Genomic DNA, 17,795 nt, shown 5'->3' with positions numbered 1-17,795 from the left:
TTACCCACCCAACTCCGCCGACAACCGTGCCGCCACTTCCTTGATCACCGGCACCAACTCGGCCATCTTTTCCAGTGGCATGTACGGCACAGTGCTGGCGATGCTGATCCCGGCAACAATGTGTTTACTGGCATCGCGAACCGGTGCAGCCACACAACGAATCGACGGTTCGTTGTCTTCCAGATCGAACGCATACCCGCCCTTCACGTATTCGTGCATCCGTTCGCGCACCTGCACCCAGGTCTGTTCCTGATGCGCGGGCCACAGCGGGTTCTTCGCCACCTCCGGCACACTGACGTCGTACAGCCGCTGCCACTCGCTTTCCGGACTGTCCAGCAGCAACGCCTTGCCGATGCCTGTGCGCGCCAGCGGCATGCGATGTCCCACCCGCGAACGCATCTCTGGCCCATTGCGGCCGGGATTCTTGTGCAGGTACAGCACCTCGTCGCCTTCGCGGATCGCCAAGTGCACGGTGTCACCGGTCAGCGCCGACAGCTCATCCAGAAAGGGTCGCGCCAACGCAGGCAATGGCAGCTCTTCCCGCGCCTGAAACCCCAGCTCGATCAGCTTTGGCCCTAATACGTAGCCCATCTGCGGCAAGACCCGCAGATAGCGTTCTTCCACCAGGCAACTGGCCAGGCGGTGAGTCGTGCTGCGGGTGGTGCCGATCAGCCGGGCAATTTCCTTGAGGTCGCGCGCGCCGCTGGCCACGGCCTGCACCACGCCCAACCCGCGCAACAGGGTTTGCGTGCCGGTGGGGGCGGCGTCTTTGCCAGCCGCGCCTGCGGTGTCGGAAGAATCGTGCATATCGCGCCTTATCGAATCGGAGAGCTGGCGGCATTATCGTCGCCAGCGCAGGTCAGTCCAAGGGTTACAGCTCGATCCGCTCGACCTTGCCCACCAACAGGATGTAGGACAACGCCCCCAACAATGCCAGCACGGCGATGTAGGTGATCGCCGGGGCGAACGAATCGCCCGACGCGAGGAAGCCGATCACGATGGGTGTCGCGATGGCAGCCAGGTTGCCAATCAGGTTGAACGTGCCGCCAGTCAGGCCCAGCAAGCGCGCCGGGGCCAAGGTCGAAACCAGCGACCATGTGATCGACGCGAGACCGTTGCCGAAAAACGCCAACGCCAGGAACGCAATCACCAGCGGCGTCGATTCAACGTAGTTGGCGCCGATGATCGAGGTGGAGATCAGCAAGCCGGCGATTATTGGCAGCTTGCGGGCAAAGCCCACGGTGTGGCCGCGACGGATCAACCAGTCCGAAAAGAACCCTGAGCACAGCACACCCACGAATGCTGCAAGAAACGGCAGCGAGGCCAGCAGGCCGGACTTGATGAAGTCCATGCCACGGTATTTCACCAGGTAGGTCGGGAACCAGGTGAGGAAGAACCACAGGGTCGAGTTGAGGCAGAACTGCCCCAGGTAAATGCCCCACAGTTTGCGTTTGCTGAGGACGATGCCGAGGTCGCCCCAACTGAAACCGCTTCTGGCTTTATCGGTGTCGGTCTGAATGTCCACCAGACCACCGCCCTCTTTGATCAGGTCGATTTCGCCCTGATTCACGCCTTTGAAATCGCGAGGTTCGCGATAGACCATGTACCAGATCGCCGCCCAGATCACGCCCACGCCACCGGTCGCGACAAACACCATGTGCCAACCAAACGTGGCTTGCAGCCAGGCCAGTACCGGGGTCAGGAACGCCAAGCCGACGAACTGGCCGGAGGTGTAGAAGCCAACCGCTGTGGCGCGTTCTTTTTCAGGAAACCATGCGGTGACCACGCGGCTGTTGATCGGATAAGCCGGGGCTTCCAGCGCGCCCACGGCCATGCGCAGCACGAACAGGCCGACGAAGCTGCCAACGAAACCGAGGAAAATGGTGGCGACGGACCACAGGGCCAGCGCCACGGTATAGAGAATGCGCGGCGGCACCCGGTCCACCAGCCAGCCGCCGGGCAATTGCATGGCCGCGTAGGTCCAACCGAAGGCCGAGAACACCAGACCGACGTGGACCGGATCGATGCCCAGTTCGCTGGTCAGTGCAGGGGCGGCGATGGACAGGTTGCTGCGGTCGAGGTAATTGATCACCACGGTGATGAACAGCAGCACCATGATGAAAAAGCGTTTGCGGGTCGGCGTGGCCGTGATCGCCCGCGCCTCCGGCAAGGTCTGTGTGCGCATGGGGAGTGCCTCTTTTTATGGTTGTCTGAGGTCGTGTGTTTTTTTGGAACAGATCGTTCCCACGCGCTGCGGGGGAACGATCAGCGATCAGGCCCGAATCACCACTCGGCAAAACTGCCATCGGCGTGGCGCCAGATCGGGTTGCGCCAGCGGTGGCCGATGGCGGCGCGTTCCTTGACGTATTCCTCGTTGATCTCGATTCCCAGGCCCGGGCCGTTCGGGATTTTCACCATGCCCTTGTCGTAATCGAAGACCTCAGGGTTCTTGATGTAGTCGAGCAGGTCATTGCTCTCGTTGTAGTGAATGCCGAGGCTCTGCTCCTGAATGAACGCGTTGTAGCAGGCCGCGTCCAGTTGCAGGCACGCCGCCAGCGCAATCGGCCCCAGCGGGCAATGCAGGGCCAGCGCCACGTCGTAGGCTTCCGCCATGTTGGCGATCTTGCGGGTTTCGGTGATGCCACCGGCGTGGGAAGCGTCCGGCTGGATGATGTCGACGTAGCCTTCGCTCAACACGCGCTTGAAGTCCCAGCGGGAGAACAGCCGCTCCCCCAGCGCAATCGGCGTGCTGGTCAGCGGCGCCAGTTCTTTCAGCGCTTCGTAGTTCTCGCTGAGCACCGGCTCTTCGATAAACATCAGCTTGTACGGGTCCAGTTCCTTCATCAGCACCTTCGCCATGGGCTTGTGCACCCGGCCATGGAAATCCACGCCAATGCCCACGTTCGGGCCGACGGCATCACGCACGGCGGCGACGTTGGCCAGGGCCAGATCAACCTTCTCGAAGGTGTCGAGGAATTGCAGCTCTTCAGTGCCGTTCATCTTCACGGCGGTGAAGCCACGGGAAACGGCTTCTTTTGCCGCGCGTGCGGTGTCAGCAGGCCGGTCGCCGCCGATCCACGAATAGACGCGGATCTTGTCTCGCACCTGACCGCCCAGCAGGTCGCTGACCGAGACGCCCAGCGCCTTGCCCTTGATGTCCCACAGTGCCTGGTCGATACCGGCCAATGCGCTCATGTGAATGGCGCCGCCGCGATAGAAGCCGCCGCGATACAGCACGGTCCAGATGTCCTCAATGTTGCGCGGGTCTTTTCCGATCAGGTAGTCGGACAATTCCTCAACCGCTGCGGCCACCGTGTGAGCACGGCCTTCGACCACGGGCTCGCCCCAACCGGTGACGCCCTGATCGGTTTCCACTTTCAGGAAGCACCAGCGCGGCGGAACGATGAAGGTCGTGAGTTTGGTGATTTTCATCTCGGTTCTCTCTTATTCGAAGATGCTTATTCGAAGATGCTTATTCGAAGACGCGTGGTCGAAGGCGTCTTGTTCTAAAGGCACGTCCGGGACGGCCGCATAAATCTCAGGGTTATTGATCTGTCGACGGACACGCCTGATTCCAGGCCGCCACATACGCCTTGGCTCGCTCCGCGACGTCGTCGGCGCTCATGCCCGGTTTGAACAGGCCCGAACCCAGGCCAAAGCCTCGCACACCGGCGTCCAGAAACACCTTCATGTTGTCCGGCGTGATGCCGCCCACCGGCAGCAGAATCGTTCCCGCAGGCAGCACCGCCAGCCAGGCCTTTACCACGGCGGGGCCCATTTGTTCAGCAGGAAACAGCTTCAGCACGTCAGCGCCATTGGCCAGCGCGGCGAACGCCTCGGTCGGCGTCGCCACACCCGGCGACAACAGCAGGCCTTCGGCCTTGGCGGCGCGCAGCACGTCAGGATCACTGTGAGGCATGACGATGACCTGGCCGCCCGCCTCTTTCACCTGACGCACGTGCTCGGCGGTCAATACCGTGCCCGCGCCGATCAGGCAGTCGGCAGGAAGACGCTGACGCAGCAGACGGATGCTGTCGTACGGCTGTGGGGAATTGAGCGGCACTTCAATGACGCGGAATCCGGCGGCATACAGGACGTCGCCGATGGCCGGAGCTTCTTCAGGGCGCAGGCCGCGAAGGATCGCCACCAGGCCGTTTTGTGCGAGGGCTTGCTTGAGCATGTCAGTTCTCGACGTGGAGGGGCCGGGGAGCGGCCGTAGAAAGAGAAGTCGTCAGACCGGCTTGCACCGCAACCTGCCACAGACCACGTTCGGTGGCCTGTTCAGCGAAGGTCACGTGGGGGAAGCCGTTGGCGTCCAGCGCACGTTGATAGCGTTCGAGCAACGCGCCGCTGCCGATCAGAATCACCGAGGGCAACGGGGTTTCGGTGTGTTTCAGCAGGTGCGTCAAGGCAACGATTTCGTGGCCGATGAGCAGGCCGGAGAGGTAATCGGGTTGTGAAGCGCCACCGAGTGCACCGGTCAGACCCAGGGTCCGCGTGCTGAAGATGGTGGACAGTGGCCCCGCAGCGCCTTCGGGCGAGAGCGATACGGCCACCCCGCGATCAAAGGCAGCGACATCGAACGCCTCGCTGCGCTGCATCGTGCGACCCAGGATGGTGTGAGCAGACAGCGCGGCATAGACCTCGCCGGTCATGAACGTGTCGAAATGCACAATGCAGCCGTCCACCGCCCTCACCCACTTCGAGTGGCTGCCAGGCAGGCCGATCAACAACGATTGGCGGGCGTCGGCGGCAGGGAGGGAGTCGAGAATGCCAAGGACCTGAGTTTCTTCGCCACGCATGACGTTGGGCAGGGCCGAGCGCTGCAAAACCCCCGGCACGATGTGGACGTCGACCCCGCGCACGCTGCGAACGGTCACCAACGCATCGCTCAAAGCCCCGACGCTGGCGGGCGTTTCCTGATACACCGCCTCGCGCCAACCCTGAGCGCTGCCGACCATGCCGCACGCGATCACGGGCAAATGGGGTTCAGCATCGAGCCAGTCGCCACAGGCTTCGTCGAAGGCCAGTTCGAAGCCGTCACTGCTCAGTTGCCCTGCGATCGGCCGAGGCTCGGACGGCAATTGCATGATGCCCGCGCTGAGCGAGCGATGTTCCAGGACCCGGCCGTGTTCGCCGAGTCGATACGCACGAAGGGACGTCGTTCCCCAATCGAGCGCGATCAATTGCGCCTGCATGGCTTCACCTGATTGTTATTAATGAGTGAATGCGAAGCGAACTATAAACCTCAAAACGGGATTATCTCAATATGTAAATTACAGTCCCATATTGTGGGATTAAAAAGCTTCAGTACGTTTGGCGACGAATGTTGATCCTGCCGAGCCGAGCGGTCTGGTGCGGTCCCCAACGACTGGGGCATACTGCCGACTTCGCGGGATTGACTCCCGTATTCGTCGCCCCGCTCATCGGCCGTTCGCGCCGAGGTGGTAACTTCTCCGTTTGTTTTTTGCCTCCCCCGTTTCCGGGGTCCGGACGCGCTACGCCTGCGCTGCCCGCATTGCCGTCTACCTTCTACACTCATCTACAAAAGGACCCGTCAGATGAAGCGTTTCCTCGTGCTCGACAGCTTTCGCGGCCTCTGCGCATTGGCTTTTATCGTCCATCACTCGCACATCGAACGCAGCATCACCGAGCTGACGTTCTTCAGAAATGTCAGCCAGTTCGTGGGATTTTTCTTCGCTCTCAGCGGGTTTCTGATCTACCGGCGCTACAGCGACCACCTGCACACGCCCCGCCATGTAGGCGAATTCATGGTGACCCGCGCCTGTCGGGTGGTGCCGATGCATGTCGCGGTGCTGTTGTTTTTCATCGGCTTCGAATGCCTGAAATGGGTGCTTGAACGACGCGGGTTGTCGTTGAACTACCCGGCCTTCAGCGGTGACCGTGCGCCAGGGGAAATCCTGCCAAACCTGCTGTTGATTCAGGCATGGTGGCCGGGGTTTAACGCACTGTCGTTCAACTACCCGTCGTGGTTCATCAGCGTCGAGTTCTATGTCTGGATGATCTTCGCGCTGATTCTGTTCGCGCTCCCCCGCTTGGCGCGCAAGCTGATCACGTTGCTGTGCGTGTTGGCGTTTATCGCGCTGTACAAGGACTTCGGTCCGATTCCGCACAATGTGTTGTGGGGCATTTCCTGTTTCTTTGCCGGGGCGATCACGTACCGCATTTACGCACGGGTGCGGGATTGGATGCCGGGCCCGGTGATTGCGACGCTGCTGGAAGTGGCGGTATTAGGCGCTATTTACTGGGTGATGACCGAGGGCGAGCTGCCGCTGACCATTGAACTGGGGCTGCTGTTCTGCCTGGCGATCCTGATCTTCGCGTTTGAAGCGGGCCTCATCTCACGAGCACTCTCGTTCAGGCCATTTCCGGCGCTGGGGAAGTTGTGGCTGTCGATTTACCTGACCCACGCAGCAGTGATTCTCGTGCTGGCGACTGCGCTGACCGTCGTGGCGAAATTCAGCGGGTATGGGTTACTGGTGGACAAGCCAAGTGAAGCGACCGGGACGATGGTGCGGTATTTGAGTACCGGCAGTGCGCTGAACGATAACTTGCTGATGCTCTTTGTGGTGGTGGCGGTGGTCGTGGTCTCGATGCTCACACACTGCTACATCGAAGCGCCGGGAATCCGGTTTGGCAAGCATTGGAAGCACCGGACGCTGATGCGTCGGCGAAAGGATGATCCGCCGGTTGAGGGAGTTTGAAGGCGCATACACCGGAGACACCCTGTGGGAGCGAATTCATTCGCGAACGATAGTCCAGGCGATAGGGATGCATCGTCTGCCCCATCGATTCGCGAATGAATTCGCTCCCACAGGGGGTATTCAATCGGCCATGACTCTTATGCACGATTCGTCCCATAACGGGTATGCCCCTCACGTTCGAACCTCTGCAAGAACCCATAAAAAAACCGCCCCAAGAGGCGGTTTTTCATGTCTGGCAAAAACGCCGGATCAACGCTCCAGCAGAATCCGCAGCATGCGACGCAACGGTTCGGCCGCGCCCCACAGCAGTTGGTCACCCACGGTAAACGCGCCCAAGTACTGCGAACCCATGTTCAGCTTGCGCAGACGGCCCACCGGAATGTTCAGGGTACCGGTTACCGACGTCGGGCTCAGCTCCTGAATGCTTGCTTCACGGGTGTTCGGCACCAGCTTCACCCACGGGTTGTGCTGGCTGATCATGCCTTCGATGTCGGCAATCGGCACGTCCTTGTTCAGCTTGATGGTCAGCGCCTGGCTATGGCAACGCATGGCGCCGATGCGCACGCAGATGCCATCGACCGGGATTGGACGGTTGAAGCGACCCAGAATCTTGTTGGTCTCTGCCTGCCCTTTCCACTCTTCACGGCTCTGACCGTTCGGCAGTTCCTTGTCGATCCACGGGATCAGGCTACCGGCCAGCGGCACGCTGAAGTTCTCGGTCGGGAACGCGTCGCTGCGCATGGCCTCGGCCACTTTGCGGTCGATGTCCAGAATCGCGCTGGCTGGGTTCGCCAGATCATCGGCGACCGCTGCGTTGATGGTGCCCATCTGCTTGATCAGCTCGCGCATGTTCTGCGCGCCGGCGCCCGAGGCCGCCTGATAGGTCATCACGTTCATCCACTCGACCAGACCGGCCTCGAACAGACCGCCCAGCCCCATCAGCATCAGGCTGACGGTGCAGTTGCCACCAATGTAGTTCTTGGTGCCCGCGTCCAGCTGCTGGTCGATGACCTTGCGGTTGACCGGGTCGAGGATGATCACCGCGTCGTCCTGCATGCGCAGGGACGAAGCCGCGTCGATCCAGTAACCCTGCCAGCCCGCTTCGCGCAGCTTCGGGAACACCTCATTGGTGTAGTCGCCGCCCTGGCAGGTCAGCACCACGTCAAGGGTCTTGAGCTCGTCGATGCTGTACGCATCCTTCAACGGCGCAATGTCCTTGCCCACCGACGGACCCTGTCCGCCGACGTTGGAGGTGGTGAAAAAAACCGGCTCAATGAGATCGAAATCCTGCTCTTCCAGCATTCGCTGCATGAGCACGGAACCCACCATGCCGCGCCAACCGACCAGACCTACACGTTTCATCGCAACTACACCTTCATTAAAAGTGGGGCCCTACTCTATTCGAGAGTCTTTTCGACTCAATCTTTCAGAAGCGGGCCCGAGATATTACAGATTGCGCAGCGCGGCGACTACGGCGTCACCCATTTCCTGCGTACCGACTTTGGCATTGCCTTCGGACCAGATGTCACCGGTGCGCAGGCCTTGGTCGAGGACCAGACTCACGGCCTTCTCGATGGCGTCCGCTGCGGTGTGTTCGTTGAAGCTGTAACGCAGCATCATCGACACCGAAAGGATGGTCGCCAGCGGGTTGGCAACGCCCTTGCCCGCAATATCCGGTGCCGAACCGTGGCAAGGCTCGTACATGCCCTTGTTATTCGAATCCAGCGACGCCGACGGCAGCATGCCGATAGAGCCGGTGAGCATCGACGCTTCGTCGGACAGGATGTCGCCGAACATGTTGTCGGTGACCATCACGTCGAACTGCCTCGGTGAGCGGACCAGTTGCATCGCGGCGTTGTCGACGTACATGTGGCTCAGCTCGACATCCGGGTAATCCTTGGCCACCTGCTCGACCACTTCGCGCCACAGCTGGCTGGAGGCCAGAACGTTGGCCTTGTCCACTGAGCACAGCTTCTTGCCACGCACGCGGGCCATGTCGAAGCCGACACGGGCGATACGGCGGATCTCGCTCTCGCTGTACGGCAGCGTATCGTAAGACTGGCGCTCGCCGTTTTCCAGCTCGCGGGTGCCCCGTGGCGCGCCGAAGTAGATACCGCCGGTCAGCTCGCGAACGATGAGAATGTCCAGGCCTGCGACGATTTCCGGCTTGAGGCTGGAAGCGTCGGCCAGTTGCGGGTAGAGGATCGCAGGACGCAGGTTGGCAAACAGACCCAGTTGCGAACGGATTTTCAGCAGGCCGCGCTCCGGGCGAATGTCACGCTCGATGGCGTCCCATTTCGGGCCGCCCACCGCGCCCAGCAACACCGCGTCGGCCGCACGGGCACGGTCCAGCGTTTCGTCGGCCAGTGGCACGCCGTGCTTGTCGATCGCCGCGCCACCGATGACGTCGTGGCTCAGTTCGAAACCCAACTGATACTTCTCGCTGGCCAGCTCCAGCACCTTGACCGCTTCGGTCATGATTTCAGGACCAATGCCGTCACCGGGGAGAATCAGAATCTGCTTGCTCATAGAACCCTCGTTTCAAAATGGCGTTCGGCCCCTGCTGCGGGGCCGACTCAGGAGCAACAAGTTTCGAGCTGCAAGCTGCAAGAAAAAGCAGTCGCGCCACGTCCAGCTTGTCGCTTGAAGCTTACAGCTCGCAGCTGCTTCTTAACGGAACAGCCAAGGCTGCGACGCGCGGTGCTTGCCTTCGAACGCAGCAATCGCATCACCGTCCACCAGCGTCAGGCCGATGTCGTCCAGGCCGTTCAGCAGGCAGTGCTTGCGGAAGGCGTCGATTTCGAAGCTGTACACCTTGCCACTTTCCGCCGTGACCGTCTGCGCTTCGAGGTCCACTTTCAGCTGGTAGCCCGGCTTGGCTTCCACGGCTTTGAACAGCTCATCGACTTCGCTTTCGCTCAGGATGATCGGCAGCAGGCCGTTCTTGAAGCTGTTGTTGAAGAATATGTCGGCGTAGCTCGGCGCGATGATGCTGCGGAAACCGTATTCTTCCAGCGCCCACGGCGCGTGCTCGCGGCTAGAACCACAACCGAAGTTTTCACGGGCCAGCAACACGCTGGCGCCTTGGTAACGTTCGTGGTTGAGGACGAAATCCTTGTTCAGCGGGCGCTTGGAGTTGTCTTGATACGGCTGACCCACGTCCAGATAACGCCACTCGTCGAACAGGTTCGGACCGAAGCCGGTGCGGCGGATCGACTTCAAGAACTGCTTGGGGATGATCTGGTCAGTGTCGACGTTGGCGCGGTCCAGCGGAGCGACCAACCCGGTGTGTTGAGTAAAAGGCTTCATGCGGGGCTCCTTAGTGCTGGCTCAGGGTGCGAACGTCGACGAAACGGCCATTGACCGCTGCAGCAGCTGCCATCGCCGGGCTCACCAGGTGGGTACGACCACCCGCACCCTGACGGCCTTCGAAGTTACGGTTGGAGGTGGACGCGCAATGCTCGCCGCTCTCCAGGCGGTCCGGGTTCATCGCCAGACACATGGAGCACCCAGGCTCACGCCATTCGAAACCGGCCTCGATGAAGACCTTGTCCAGACCTTCCTTCTCAGCCTGGGCTTTCACCAGACCCGAGCCTGGCACCACGATCGCCTGCTTGATGGTGGACGCCACTTTGCGGCCTTTGGCGATGTCGGCTGCGGCGCGCAAATCTTCGATCCGCGAGTTGGTGCAGGAACCGATGAACACACGATCCAGCTGAATGTCGGTGATCGCCTGATTGGCCTTCAGGCCCATGTATTTCAGCGCGCGCTCGATGGAACCGCGCTTGACCAGATCGGTTTCCTGCGCCGGATCAGGCACATTCTGATCGACCGCGAGGACCATTTCCGGCGAGGTGCCCCAGCTGACTTGCGGCTTGATCTGCGCAGCGTCCAGCTCGACCACGGTGTCGAACACCGCGTCGTCGTCCGACACCAGGTCTTTCCACGCCTCGACGGCAGCATCCCATTGCTCGGCAGTCGGTGCGAACGGGCGACCCTTGACGTAGGCAATGGTCTTTTCGTCTGTGGCCACCAGACCGACGCGGGCGCCTGCCTCGATGGACATGTTACAGATGGTCATGCGGCCTTCGACGGACAGATCGCGAATGGCGCTGCCCGCGAATTCGATGGCATGGCCGTTACCGCCGGCGGTGCCGATCTTGCCGATGACCGCAAGGACGATGTCCTTCGCGGTGACGCCGAACGGCAGTTTGCCTTCGACCTTCACCTGCATGTTTTTCATTTTCTTGGCGACCAGGCACTGGGTGGCGAGCACGTGCTCGACCTCGGAGGTGCCGATGCCGTGAGCCAGTGCGCCGAACGCGCCGTGGGTCGAAGTGTGGGAGTCGCCACAGACCACGGTCATGCCAGGCAAGGTGGCGCCCTGCTCCGGGCCGATCACGTGAACGATGCCCTGACGCACGTCGTTCATTTTGAATTCGGTGATGCCGTATTCGTCGCAGTTGTCATCCAGGGTCTTGACCTGAAGACGCGACACCTGATCGACGATGGCGTCAACGCCGTCCTTGCGGTCCGGGGTGGTCGGCACGTTGTGGTCAACGGTCGCGACGTTGGCGTCGATGCGCCATGGTTTGCGACCCGCCAGGCGCAAGCCCTCGAATGCCTGTGGCGACGTCACTTCGTGAATGATGTGACGATCGATATACAGCAGCGCCGAACCATCGTCGCGCTGCTTGACCAAATGCGAATCCCAGAGCTTGTCGTAGAGCGTTTTGCCGGCCATCAGACGGTTTCCTCATCAGCTTGTTTCTATGCCGCGGGCCATTGCGTCACGGCGACGCATCAAAGACCCCTTGGCTTGTGGGGTAGATGCTATGGAATATGCTTAAATAACTCAAATTCATATTTTTCATGCTTTGGATAACCAACAGGAATTCGAGATGGACCTGGCAAACCTCAATGCATTTATTGCCATTGCCGAAACAGGGAGCTTCTCCGCCGCCGGGGAGCGTTTGCACCTGACGCAACCGGCGGTCAGCAAGCGCATCGCCGGTCTGGAACAGCAGCTCAATGTCCGCCTGTTCGACCGGTTGGGCCGGGAAGTCAGCCTGACGGAAGCCGGTCGCGCCCTGCTGCCTCGGGCTTATCAGATCCTGAACGTGCTGGACGACACGCGTCGTGCCCTGACCAACCTGACCGGAGAAGTCAGCGGCCGATTGAGTCTGGCGACCAGCCACCACATCGGCCTGCACCGCCTGCCTTCCTTATTAAGGACCTTCACCCGCACCTATCCCGAGGTGGCGCTGGACATCGAATTTCTCGACTCCGAGGTCGCCTACGATGAGATTCTTCACGGCCGTGCCGAACTGGCCGTCATCACCCTCGCCCCGGAACCCCATTCGCTGGTCAAGGCCGTGCAAGTCTGGAACGATCCGCTGGACTTCGTCGCCGCTCCGGAACACCCGCTGGCCAACATGCCCACTGTGACACTGGCCGACATCGCAGCGTATCCCGCAGTCTTTCCCGGCGGCAATACCTTCACCCATCACATCGTCAGCGGGTTGTGCGAGGCGGAAGGCCTCAAACCGAACATCGCCATGAGCACCAATTATATGGAGACGATCAAGATGATGGTGTCCATCGGGCTGGCATGGAGTGTGCTCCCCCGAACCATGCTCGACGAACAAGTTGCGCGTATTCCGCTGCCGGGCATACAGCTGCACCGCCAGCTAGGCTACATTGTCCACACGGAACGCACGCTGTCGAACGCCGCCCGGGCGTTCATGGCGCTGCTGGATGCTCAGGCGGACGCTCCTGGGCAGTGATGCTCATTGATCGACATACCAGCTTTATTCCTACAAGGCTCGTGATCACATGCCCACAACCGCCGACAGCGCACCGTTTCACACGACCGGCCTGGCCCTGACGGCGAAGGAGTCGGAAACGCATTTCGCAACGCTGTTCAACCTGAGCCCCAATGTAGTGCTGTTGACACGGTTCGAAGACGGCCTGATCTGCAACGCCAACCGCCATTTCGAGTCAGCGTTTGGCTGGCCGATGGCGGATTGCATGGGCCGCTCGACCCTCGACATCGGTCTCTGGGCCGAGCCGCAGCACCGTCAGACAGCACTCGACAAAACCTTTGCCTCCAGCGAACCGGTGACCCTGGAAACCCAATGGCACGCTCGGGACGGTCGTATCCTTGATGGCACGCTGCACACGCAAAAGATCGAGCTGACCGACGGCCGCTACCTGCTCAGCACCTTCATCGACAACACCGAGCACCGTCGTGCCCAACTGGCGCTGAAAGCCAGCGAGGAAAAGTTTGCCAAGGCGTTTCACTCCAGCCCCGACGCCATCATCATCACCGAGAAGGCCACCGGGCGGTATCTGGAGGTCAACGACGGCTTCTGCCGCCTGACCGGTTACAGCGCCAGCGACGTGTTGGGCCACACAGTGTTCGAGTTCGTCATCATGGCCGACATCAGCCAGCGCATGCGCCTGATCCAAGACGTGGAAGAACACGGCAAGGTGCACAACCGCGAGTTGCTCGGCCGCAACAAGAACGGCGACATCATCACGGTTGACGTGTCGATCGATCCGCTGACGCTCGACGGCATGCAATGCCTACTGATCACCGCCCGGGACATTGGTTTGCTCAAGAGCACCCAGGCGCAGGTTCAGCACCTGGCCTACCATGACTCGCTGACCAACCTGCCCAACCGCGCGCTGTTGATGGACCGCCTGAGCCAGCAGATTTCTTTGCTCAAGCGCCATGACCTGCGCGGCGCCCTGCTCTTTCTGGACCTGGACCATTTCAAACACATCAATGACTCCCTCGGCCATCCGGTCGGCGACAGCGTGCTGAAGATCGTCACCGCACGGCTCGAAGCCAGTGTGCGGTTGGAAGACACGGTTGCGCGCCTGGGCGGCGATGAGTTCGTGGTGCTGATCAGCGGCCTGGAAGGCTCGCAGGAGCAGGTCATCGATCAAGTGCGCGGGCTGGCGGACACCTTGCGCGAACTGCTGGCCGAGCCAATGTTTCTTGACGGCCATCGGCTGCAAGTCACGCCCAGCATCGGCGTCGCGTTGATTCCCGATCACGGCTCGACCCCGGCCGATCTGCTTAAACGCGCCGACATTGCGCTGTACCGGGCGAAGGATTCCGGGCGCAACGCCACGCAGCTTTTTCACACCACCATGCAGAAAGCCGCCAGTGATCGCTTGCGCCTGGAAAACGATCTGCGCCTGGCCCTGAGCCGGGGCGAGTTCAGCCTCAGCTATCAGCCTCAGGTGGACATTCGTGGCAACCGCATCGTCGGCGCCGAAGCCCTGTTGCGCTGGCAGCACCCGAGTTTGGGAAACCTGCCGCCGCAGCAGTTCATTCAGGTCATGGAAGAAAGCGGGATGATCCTGGAGGTGGGCAACTGGATTCTGGAAGAAGCCTGCAAGACCGGCGGCGAACTGCTGCGCAAGGGGTTGATCGACGGCACCGATTTCAGCCTGTGCGTGAACATCAGCCCCCGGCAGTTTCGTCAGGCGGACTTTGTCGACCGGGTCGAGCGCTGCCTGCGCACCTGCGGCCTGCCCCATCGCATGCTCAAGCTGGAAATCACCGAAGGAATAGTCATTCAGAACCTCGAAGACACCATCGCCAAGATGCTGGAACTCAAGGGCATGGGCATCAGTTTCGCGATGGACGATTTCGGCACCGGGTATTCGTCATTGACGTACCTGAAGCGCCTGCCGGTGGACGCGCTGAAAATCGACCAGTCCTTTGTTCGCGACGCCACTACTGACCCCAATGACGCCGAAATCGTCCGCGCCATCATCGCCATGGCCGCGAGCCTCAATCTGGCGATCATTGCCGAAGGCGTGGAAAAGCAGGAGCAACTGGACTTCCTGGCGCAGTTGAATTGCCAGTTTTACCAAGGGTTTCTGTTCAGCGAGCCGCTGGTTCTGGAGCGGTTCGAGGCGTTGTTACGTGGACGAACCAATGAAACAGCCACGATTCCCTTGGCTGATGCATGACCTGTGGGAGACAGATGCAGGGCCACCAAAAAAGGCGTCCCGAAGGACGCCTTTTTGCTATCGACTGCGAATCAATGCGCCAGGGTTTTCTGGCCGTTGATCTGGATGCGTTTTGGCTTGGCCTCTTCAGGCACCAGACGCAGCAGGTCGATGTTCAGCAGGCCGTTGGCCAGTGCAGCGTTCTGCACTTCGATGTGATCGGCCAGACGGAACGACAGCTTGAACGCGCGCTGGGCGATGCCCTGGTGCAGGAAGGTCACGCCTTCAGCAGCCTTGTCGCGCTTGCTGCCGGTAACGGTCAGCACACCCTTCTCAACCTGCAACTCCAGGTCTTCTTCCTGAAAACCGGCCGCCGCGATGACGATGCGGTACTGGTCGTCAGCGTGCTTCTCGACGTTATAGGGAGGGTAAGTGCTGGCCGATTCGTTACGGGCCGCCGACTCGAACAGGTCGTTGAAACGGTCAAAGCCCACGGAAGAACGGAACAGTGGAGCCAGAGAAAATGCGGTAGTCATGTGAATCTCCTGAAATATCAGCAAGTGTTTGTCTCCGCGACCCGACTTCGGCATCGCGTAACCCTTAGATAAGGACAGTCACTTCTGTTTCAAGAGTCGCTATGGAAAATTTTTTCAGGCCGCGGCCGATTCGGTCACACCCAGCATTTGGCTGATCCGCTCGCAATCAGTCTCACGCCGCAGCGAATCAAACATCACCGTCGCTTCGGGGTAGCTCTTGGTCAGCAACACCACCCATTGCTTCAGACGGCCCGGCGCCTGAACACGGGTCATCTTGGCCAGCGCTTGCAGCCAGAAGTCGCGAATCAAGGGTTGCAGTTCCTGCCAGGTCATCTCGACGACTTCCCGCCCTGCCTCCGCCGCCGCGATCTGACGGCCAAGGTCCGGACGGGCCACCAGGCCGCGACCGATCATGATGTCGCGGGCGCCACAGATTTCCCGGCAACGGCGCCAGTCGTCCACGGTCCAGATTTCGCCGTTGGCAATGATTGGGATCTTTACCACGTCCTGAATCTTGCCGATCCACTCCCAATGCGCAGGCGGCTTGTAGCCGTCCACCTTGGTCCGTGCGTGAACCACGATGTGCTCGGCGCCGCCTGCCTCCAACGCCCGCGCGCAATCCAGTGCGGGCTCGGTGCTGTCGTAACCCAGGCGCATCTTCGCAGTCACCGGAATGTGCGCAGGCACGGCACGGCGCACGTGTTCGAGGATCGAGTGCAGTAACTCCGGCTCTTTCAGCAGCACCGCGCCACCTCGGGATTTGTTCACCGTCTTGGCGGGGCAACCGAAGTTCAGGTCGATGACCGGCGCGCCCAACTCGGCGGCAAACGCGGCATTCTCGGCCAGGCACACGGGATCAGAGCCGAGCAACTGCACCCGCAACGGCACGCCCGCGCGGGTCTTCGAGCCATTGAGCAACTCGGAGGCGAGTTTGTGAAAGTAATGCTCAGGCAACAGACGCTCAGTCACCCGGATGAATTCGGTCACGCACCAGTCGATACCGCCGACTTGGGTCAGCACATCGCGCAGAATGTCATCGACCAAGCCTTCCATGGGTGCCAGAGCAATTTGCATGGGTCACACTCGAAAAAAAGTCCGGCAGTTTACGCAGAGCCGGGCCGATTGTGAACGGGCCGCGCGTCAGGAAACGCCTGCCTGCAACGCGGGCGCGTAGCCGTCGATGAACTCGCTCGGCATCCGCTTCGGTTTGCCGGTCGAGAGTTCGATGCAGACGAACGTGGTTTGCGCCCGCAGCAGCGTGATGCCATCGCTGGGTCGCTTGAGTTGAAAGCGCCGGGTCATCTTCAGTTTCTGATCCCAATCGACGATCCAGGTCGCCAATTGCAGTTCGTCATCCTGATAAGCGCTGGCCAGGTAGTCGATTTCGTGCCGAACCACCGCCATGGCCCGGTCCAGACGCCGGTACTCGGTCAGGTCCAATCCCAACTGTTGCGAATGGCGCCATGCGCAACGCTCCAGCCAAGTGACGTAGACGGCGTTGTTGGCGTGCCCCAATCCATCGATGTCGTCCTCGTTCACATGCAGATCGATGACGAACGGCGTTGCCAGATCCCAAACCATGCTCGTTCTTGCCCCTCATGAATGCATTCGTGGGGCAGTGTAACCAAAAGCATCAGAGAGGGTTCGCGTCTGTCAGGAACGCCTCACTGCATGGCCGACTTGGCAGCGCGCAAGACGCGATCAGACAGTTCATTCGGCCCCAAGGCGCGGGCCAGCGCCAGACCGCCGAGCATCAGCGCGATATCGGCCAAGGTCTTGTCGGTTTCTTCCGGACTTGAGGCCAACTGCGCGACCATCAACTCGACGTGTTCCGACAGCGCGCCCCGGAAATCGTCCGAAAGCCGCGCCATCTCACCAATTGCAGTGGGCAGCGGACAGGCGTGCTCTTCGGCGTCACGGTGTTTGCGAGACAGATAAAAAGCGGCAAGCAAGGCGCGTCGCTCGTCGCCTGGCAACTGATCGTCAATTTTCGCGACCATCTCCCGGCGCTCGGCGAGCAATTGGTTGAACGCCTCCAGCATCAAGGCTTCCTTACTGTCGAAATGCGCGTAGAACCCGCCTACCGTCAACCCGGCCGCGCCCATGATCTCATTGACGCTGGGCTCCACAGGGCCGCGAGCAATCAACGCCGAACTGGCCGCGCTGAGAATGCGTTCGCGAGTTTGTGCTTTTTTGTCGTTCATGTCCGCCTCCGGGATGATGGGAGTAATATTATCCGCATCATGGGGGATGGCAAGGGCGCCATGCGCTGAGCAGGAACCTGTGGGAGCGAATTCATTCGCGAGAGGGCTGTACATCCGATGGGAATGCATCTTCTGAAATGCTGATTCGCGGATGAATTCGCTCCCACAGGTTTAGTAGCAGTGTCCGCATCAGGAGATCGAGGAAAGGAAAATAAAACCCCAAAAAAACAAAAGGGCCATTCAATAATCGAATGACCCTTGGTCTCGCAGAGCGAGAAATCGTGGCGTCCCCTAGGGGACTCGAACCCCTGTTACCGCCGTGAAAGGGCGGTGTCCTAGGCCACTAGACGAAGGGGACG

General features: G+C 60.6%; 15 protein-coding genes, 1 tRNA gene and 1 pseudogene. 3 read left to right on the top strand and 14 right to left on the bottom strand.

Annotation, left to right across the window (positions count from 1 at the left end; all coding sequences use genetic code 11):
* The 5 genes from GVN17_RS27900 to GVN17_RS27880 form a co-directional block, all read right to left on the bottom strand.
* A complete protein-coding gene (locus tag GVN17_RS27900) occupies window positions 1-807 on the bottom strand; it encodes an IclR family transcriptional regulator (RefSeq protein WP_166598522.1) in 807 nt (268 codons plus the stop codon).
* Between the two features lie 64 nt (window positions 808-871).
* Window positions 872-2,185 (bottom strand): MFS transporter, encoded by a 1,314-nt coding sequence (locus tag GVN17_RS27895; protein ID WP_166598521.1) that lies wholly within the window; start codon window positions 2,183-2,185, stop codon window positions 872-874.
* Window positions 2,186-2,283: 98 nt separating this feature from the next.
* Entirely contained in the window at window positions 2,284-3,432 is a 1,149-nt protein-coding gene (gene dgoD, locus GVN17_RS27890; RefSeq protein ID WP_074753428.1) for a galactonate dehydratase, read from the bottom strand.
* A 112-nt stretch (window positions 3,433-3,544) separates the two neighbouring features.
* Window positions 3,545-4,180, bottom strand: coding sequence for a 2-dehydro-3-deoxy-6-phosphogalactonate aldolase (locus GVN17_RS27885; RefSeq protein ID WP_166598520.1), 636 nt, complete (start codon window positions 4,178-4,180; stop codon window positions 3,545-3,547).
* A gap of 1 nt (window position 4,181) precedes the next feature.
* Window positions 4,182-5,198 carry a 2-dehydro-3-deoxygalactonokinase gene (locus tag GVN17_RS27880; protein ID WP_166598519.1) on the bottom strand — a complete coding sequence of 339 codons (1,017 nt, stop codon included), beginning with the start codon at window positions 5,196-5,198 and terminating at the stop codon, window positions 4,182-4,184.
* Window positions 5,199-5,561: 363 nt separating this feature from the next.
* Here GVN17_RS27880 and GVN17_RS27875 point away from each other — a divergent pair, with 363 nt between their 5' ends.
* Complete coding sequence (locus GVN17_RS27875) at window positions 5,562-6,725, top strand: acyltransferase (RefSeq protein WP_166598518.1); 1,164 nt, start codon at window positions 5,562-5,564, stop codon at window positions 6,723-6,725.
* Between the two features lie 249 nt (window positions 6,726-6,974).
* On the opposite strand, the gene asd is transcribed toward GVN17_RS27875, so the two are convergent.
* The 4 genes from asd to leuC all read right to left on the bottom strand — a co-directional run bounded on the left by asd (window position 6,975) and on the right by leuC (window position 11,469).
* The gene (asd, locus tag GVN17_RS27870) at window positions 6,975-8,087 is read right to left on the bottom strand and encodes an aspartate-semialdehyde dehydrogenase (protein WP_166598517.1); all 1,113 of its coding nucleotides are present in this window, start codon (window positions 8,085-8,087) and stop codon (window positions 6,975-6,977) included.
* Between the two features lie 84 nt (window positions 8,088-8,171).
* Window positions 8,172-9,254, bottom strand: a complete 1,083-nt coding sequence (gene leuB / locus GVN17_RS27865) for a 3-isopropylmalate dehydrogenase (protein WP_166598516.1) — start codon at window positions 9,252-9,254, stop codon at window positions 8,172-8,174.
* Window positions 9,255-9,395: 141 nt separating this feature from the next.
* Entirely contained in the window at window positions 9,396-10,034 is a 639-nt protein-coding gene (gene leuD, locus GVN17_RS27860; protein ID WP_166598515.1) for a 3-isopropylmalate dehydratase small subunit, read from the bottom strand.
* 10 nt (window positions 10,035-10,044) lie between these two features.
* Window positions 10,045-11,469 (bottom strand): 3-isopropylmalate dehydratase large subunit, encoded by a 1,425-nt coding sequence (gene leuC / locus GVN17_RS27855; protein ID WP_166598514.1) that lies wholly within the window; start codon window positions 11,467-11,469, stop codon window positions 10,045-10,047.
* 157 nt (window positions 11,470-11,626) lie between these two features.
* Here leuC and GVN17_RS27850 point away from each other — a divergent pair, with 157 nt between their 5' ends.
* On the top strand, window positions 11,627-12,511 hold the full coding sequence (locus GVN17_RS27850) for a LysR family transcriptional regulator (RefSeq protein ID WP_166598513.1): 885 nt from the start codon (window positions 11,627-11,629) through the stop codon (window positions 12,509-12,511).
* Between the two features lie 97 nt (window positions 12,512-12,608).
* A pseudogene (locus GVN17_RS27845) lies at window positions 12,609-14,717 on the top strand (putative bifunctional diguanylate cyclase/phosphodiesterase); the annotation flags it as partial.
* Window positions 14,718-14,788: 71 nt separating this feature from the next.
* On the opposite strand, the gene GVN17_RS27840 reads toward GVN17_RS27845, so the two are convergent.
* The 5 genes from GVN17_RS27840 to GVN17_RS27820 all read right to left on the bottom strand — a co-directional run bounded on the left by GVN17_RS27840 (window position 14,789) and on the right by GVN17_RS27820 (window position 17,794).
* Window positions 14,789-15,232, bottom strand: a complete 444-nt coding sequence (locus GVN17_RS27840; protein ID WP_166598511.1) for an Hsp20 family protein — start codon at window positions 15,230-15,232, stop codon at window positions 14,789-14,791.
* A gap of 114 nt (window positions 15,233-15,346) precedes the next feature.
* A complete protein-coding gene (locus tag GVN17_RS27835) occupies window positions 15,347-16,306 on the bottom strand; it encodes a tRNA-dihydrouridine synthase (protein WP_166598510.1) in 960 nt (319 codons plus the stop codon).
* A 66-nt stretch (window positions 16,307-16,372) separates the two neighbouring features.
* Entirely contained in the window at window positions 16,373-16,813 is a 441-nt protein-coding gene (locus GVN17_RS27830; protein WP_166598509.1) for a thioesterase family protein, read from the bottom strand.
* An 83-nt stretch (window positions 16,814-16,896) separates the two neighbouring features.
* Window positions 16,897-17,436: a TetR/AcrR family transcriptional regulator gene (locus GVN17_RS27825; RefSeq protein WP_166598508.1), complete on the bottom strand. Its 540-nt coding sequence runs from the start codon at window positions 17,434-17,436 to the stop codon at window positions 16,897-16,899.
* Between the two features lie 282 nt (window positions 17,437-17,718).
* Window positions 17,719-17,794 (bottom strand) — tRNA-Glu (locus GVN17_RS27820).
* Between the last annotated feature and the right edge of the window lies 1 nt (window position 17,795).

It is taken from the genome of Pseudomonas sp. SLFW, from assembly GCF_009905615.1.
Taxonomy (GTDB): Bacteria; Pseudomonadota; Gammaproteobacteria; order Pseudomonadales; family Pseudomonadaceae; genus Aquipseudomonas; species Aquipseudomonas bambusae.
This window is presented reverse-complemented; position numbering and strand designations above follow the sequence as displayed.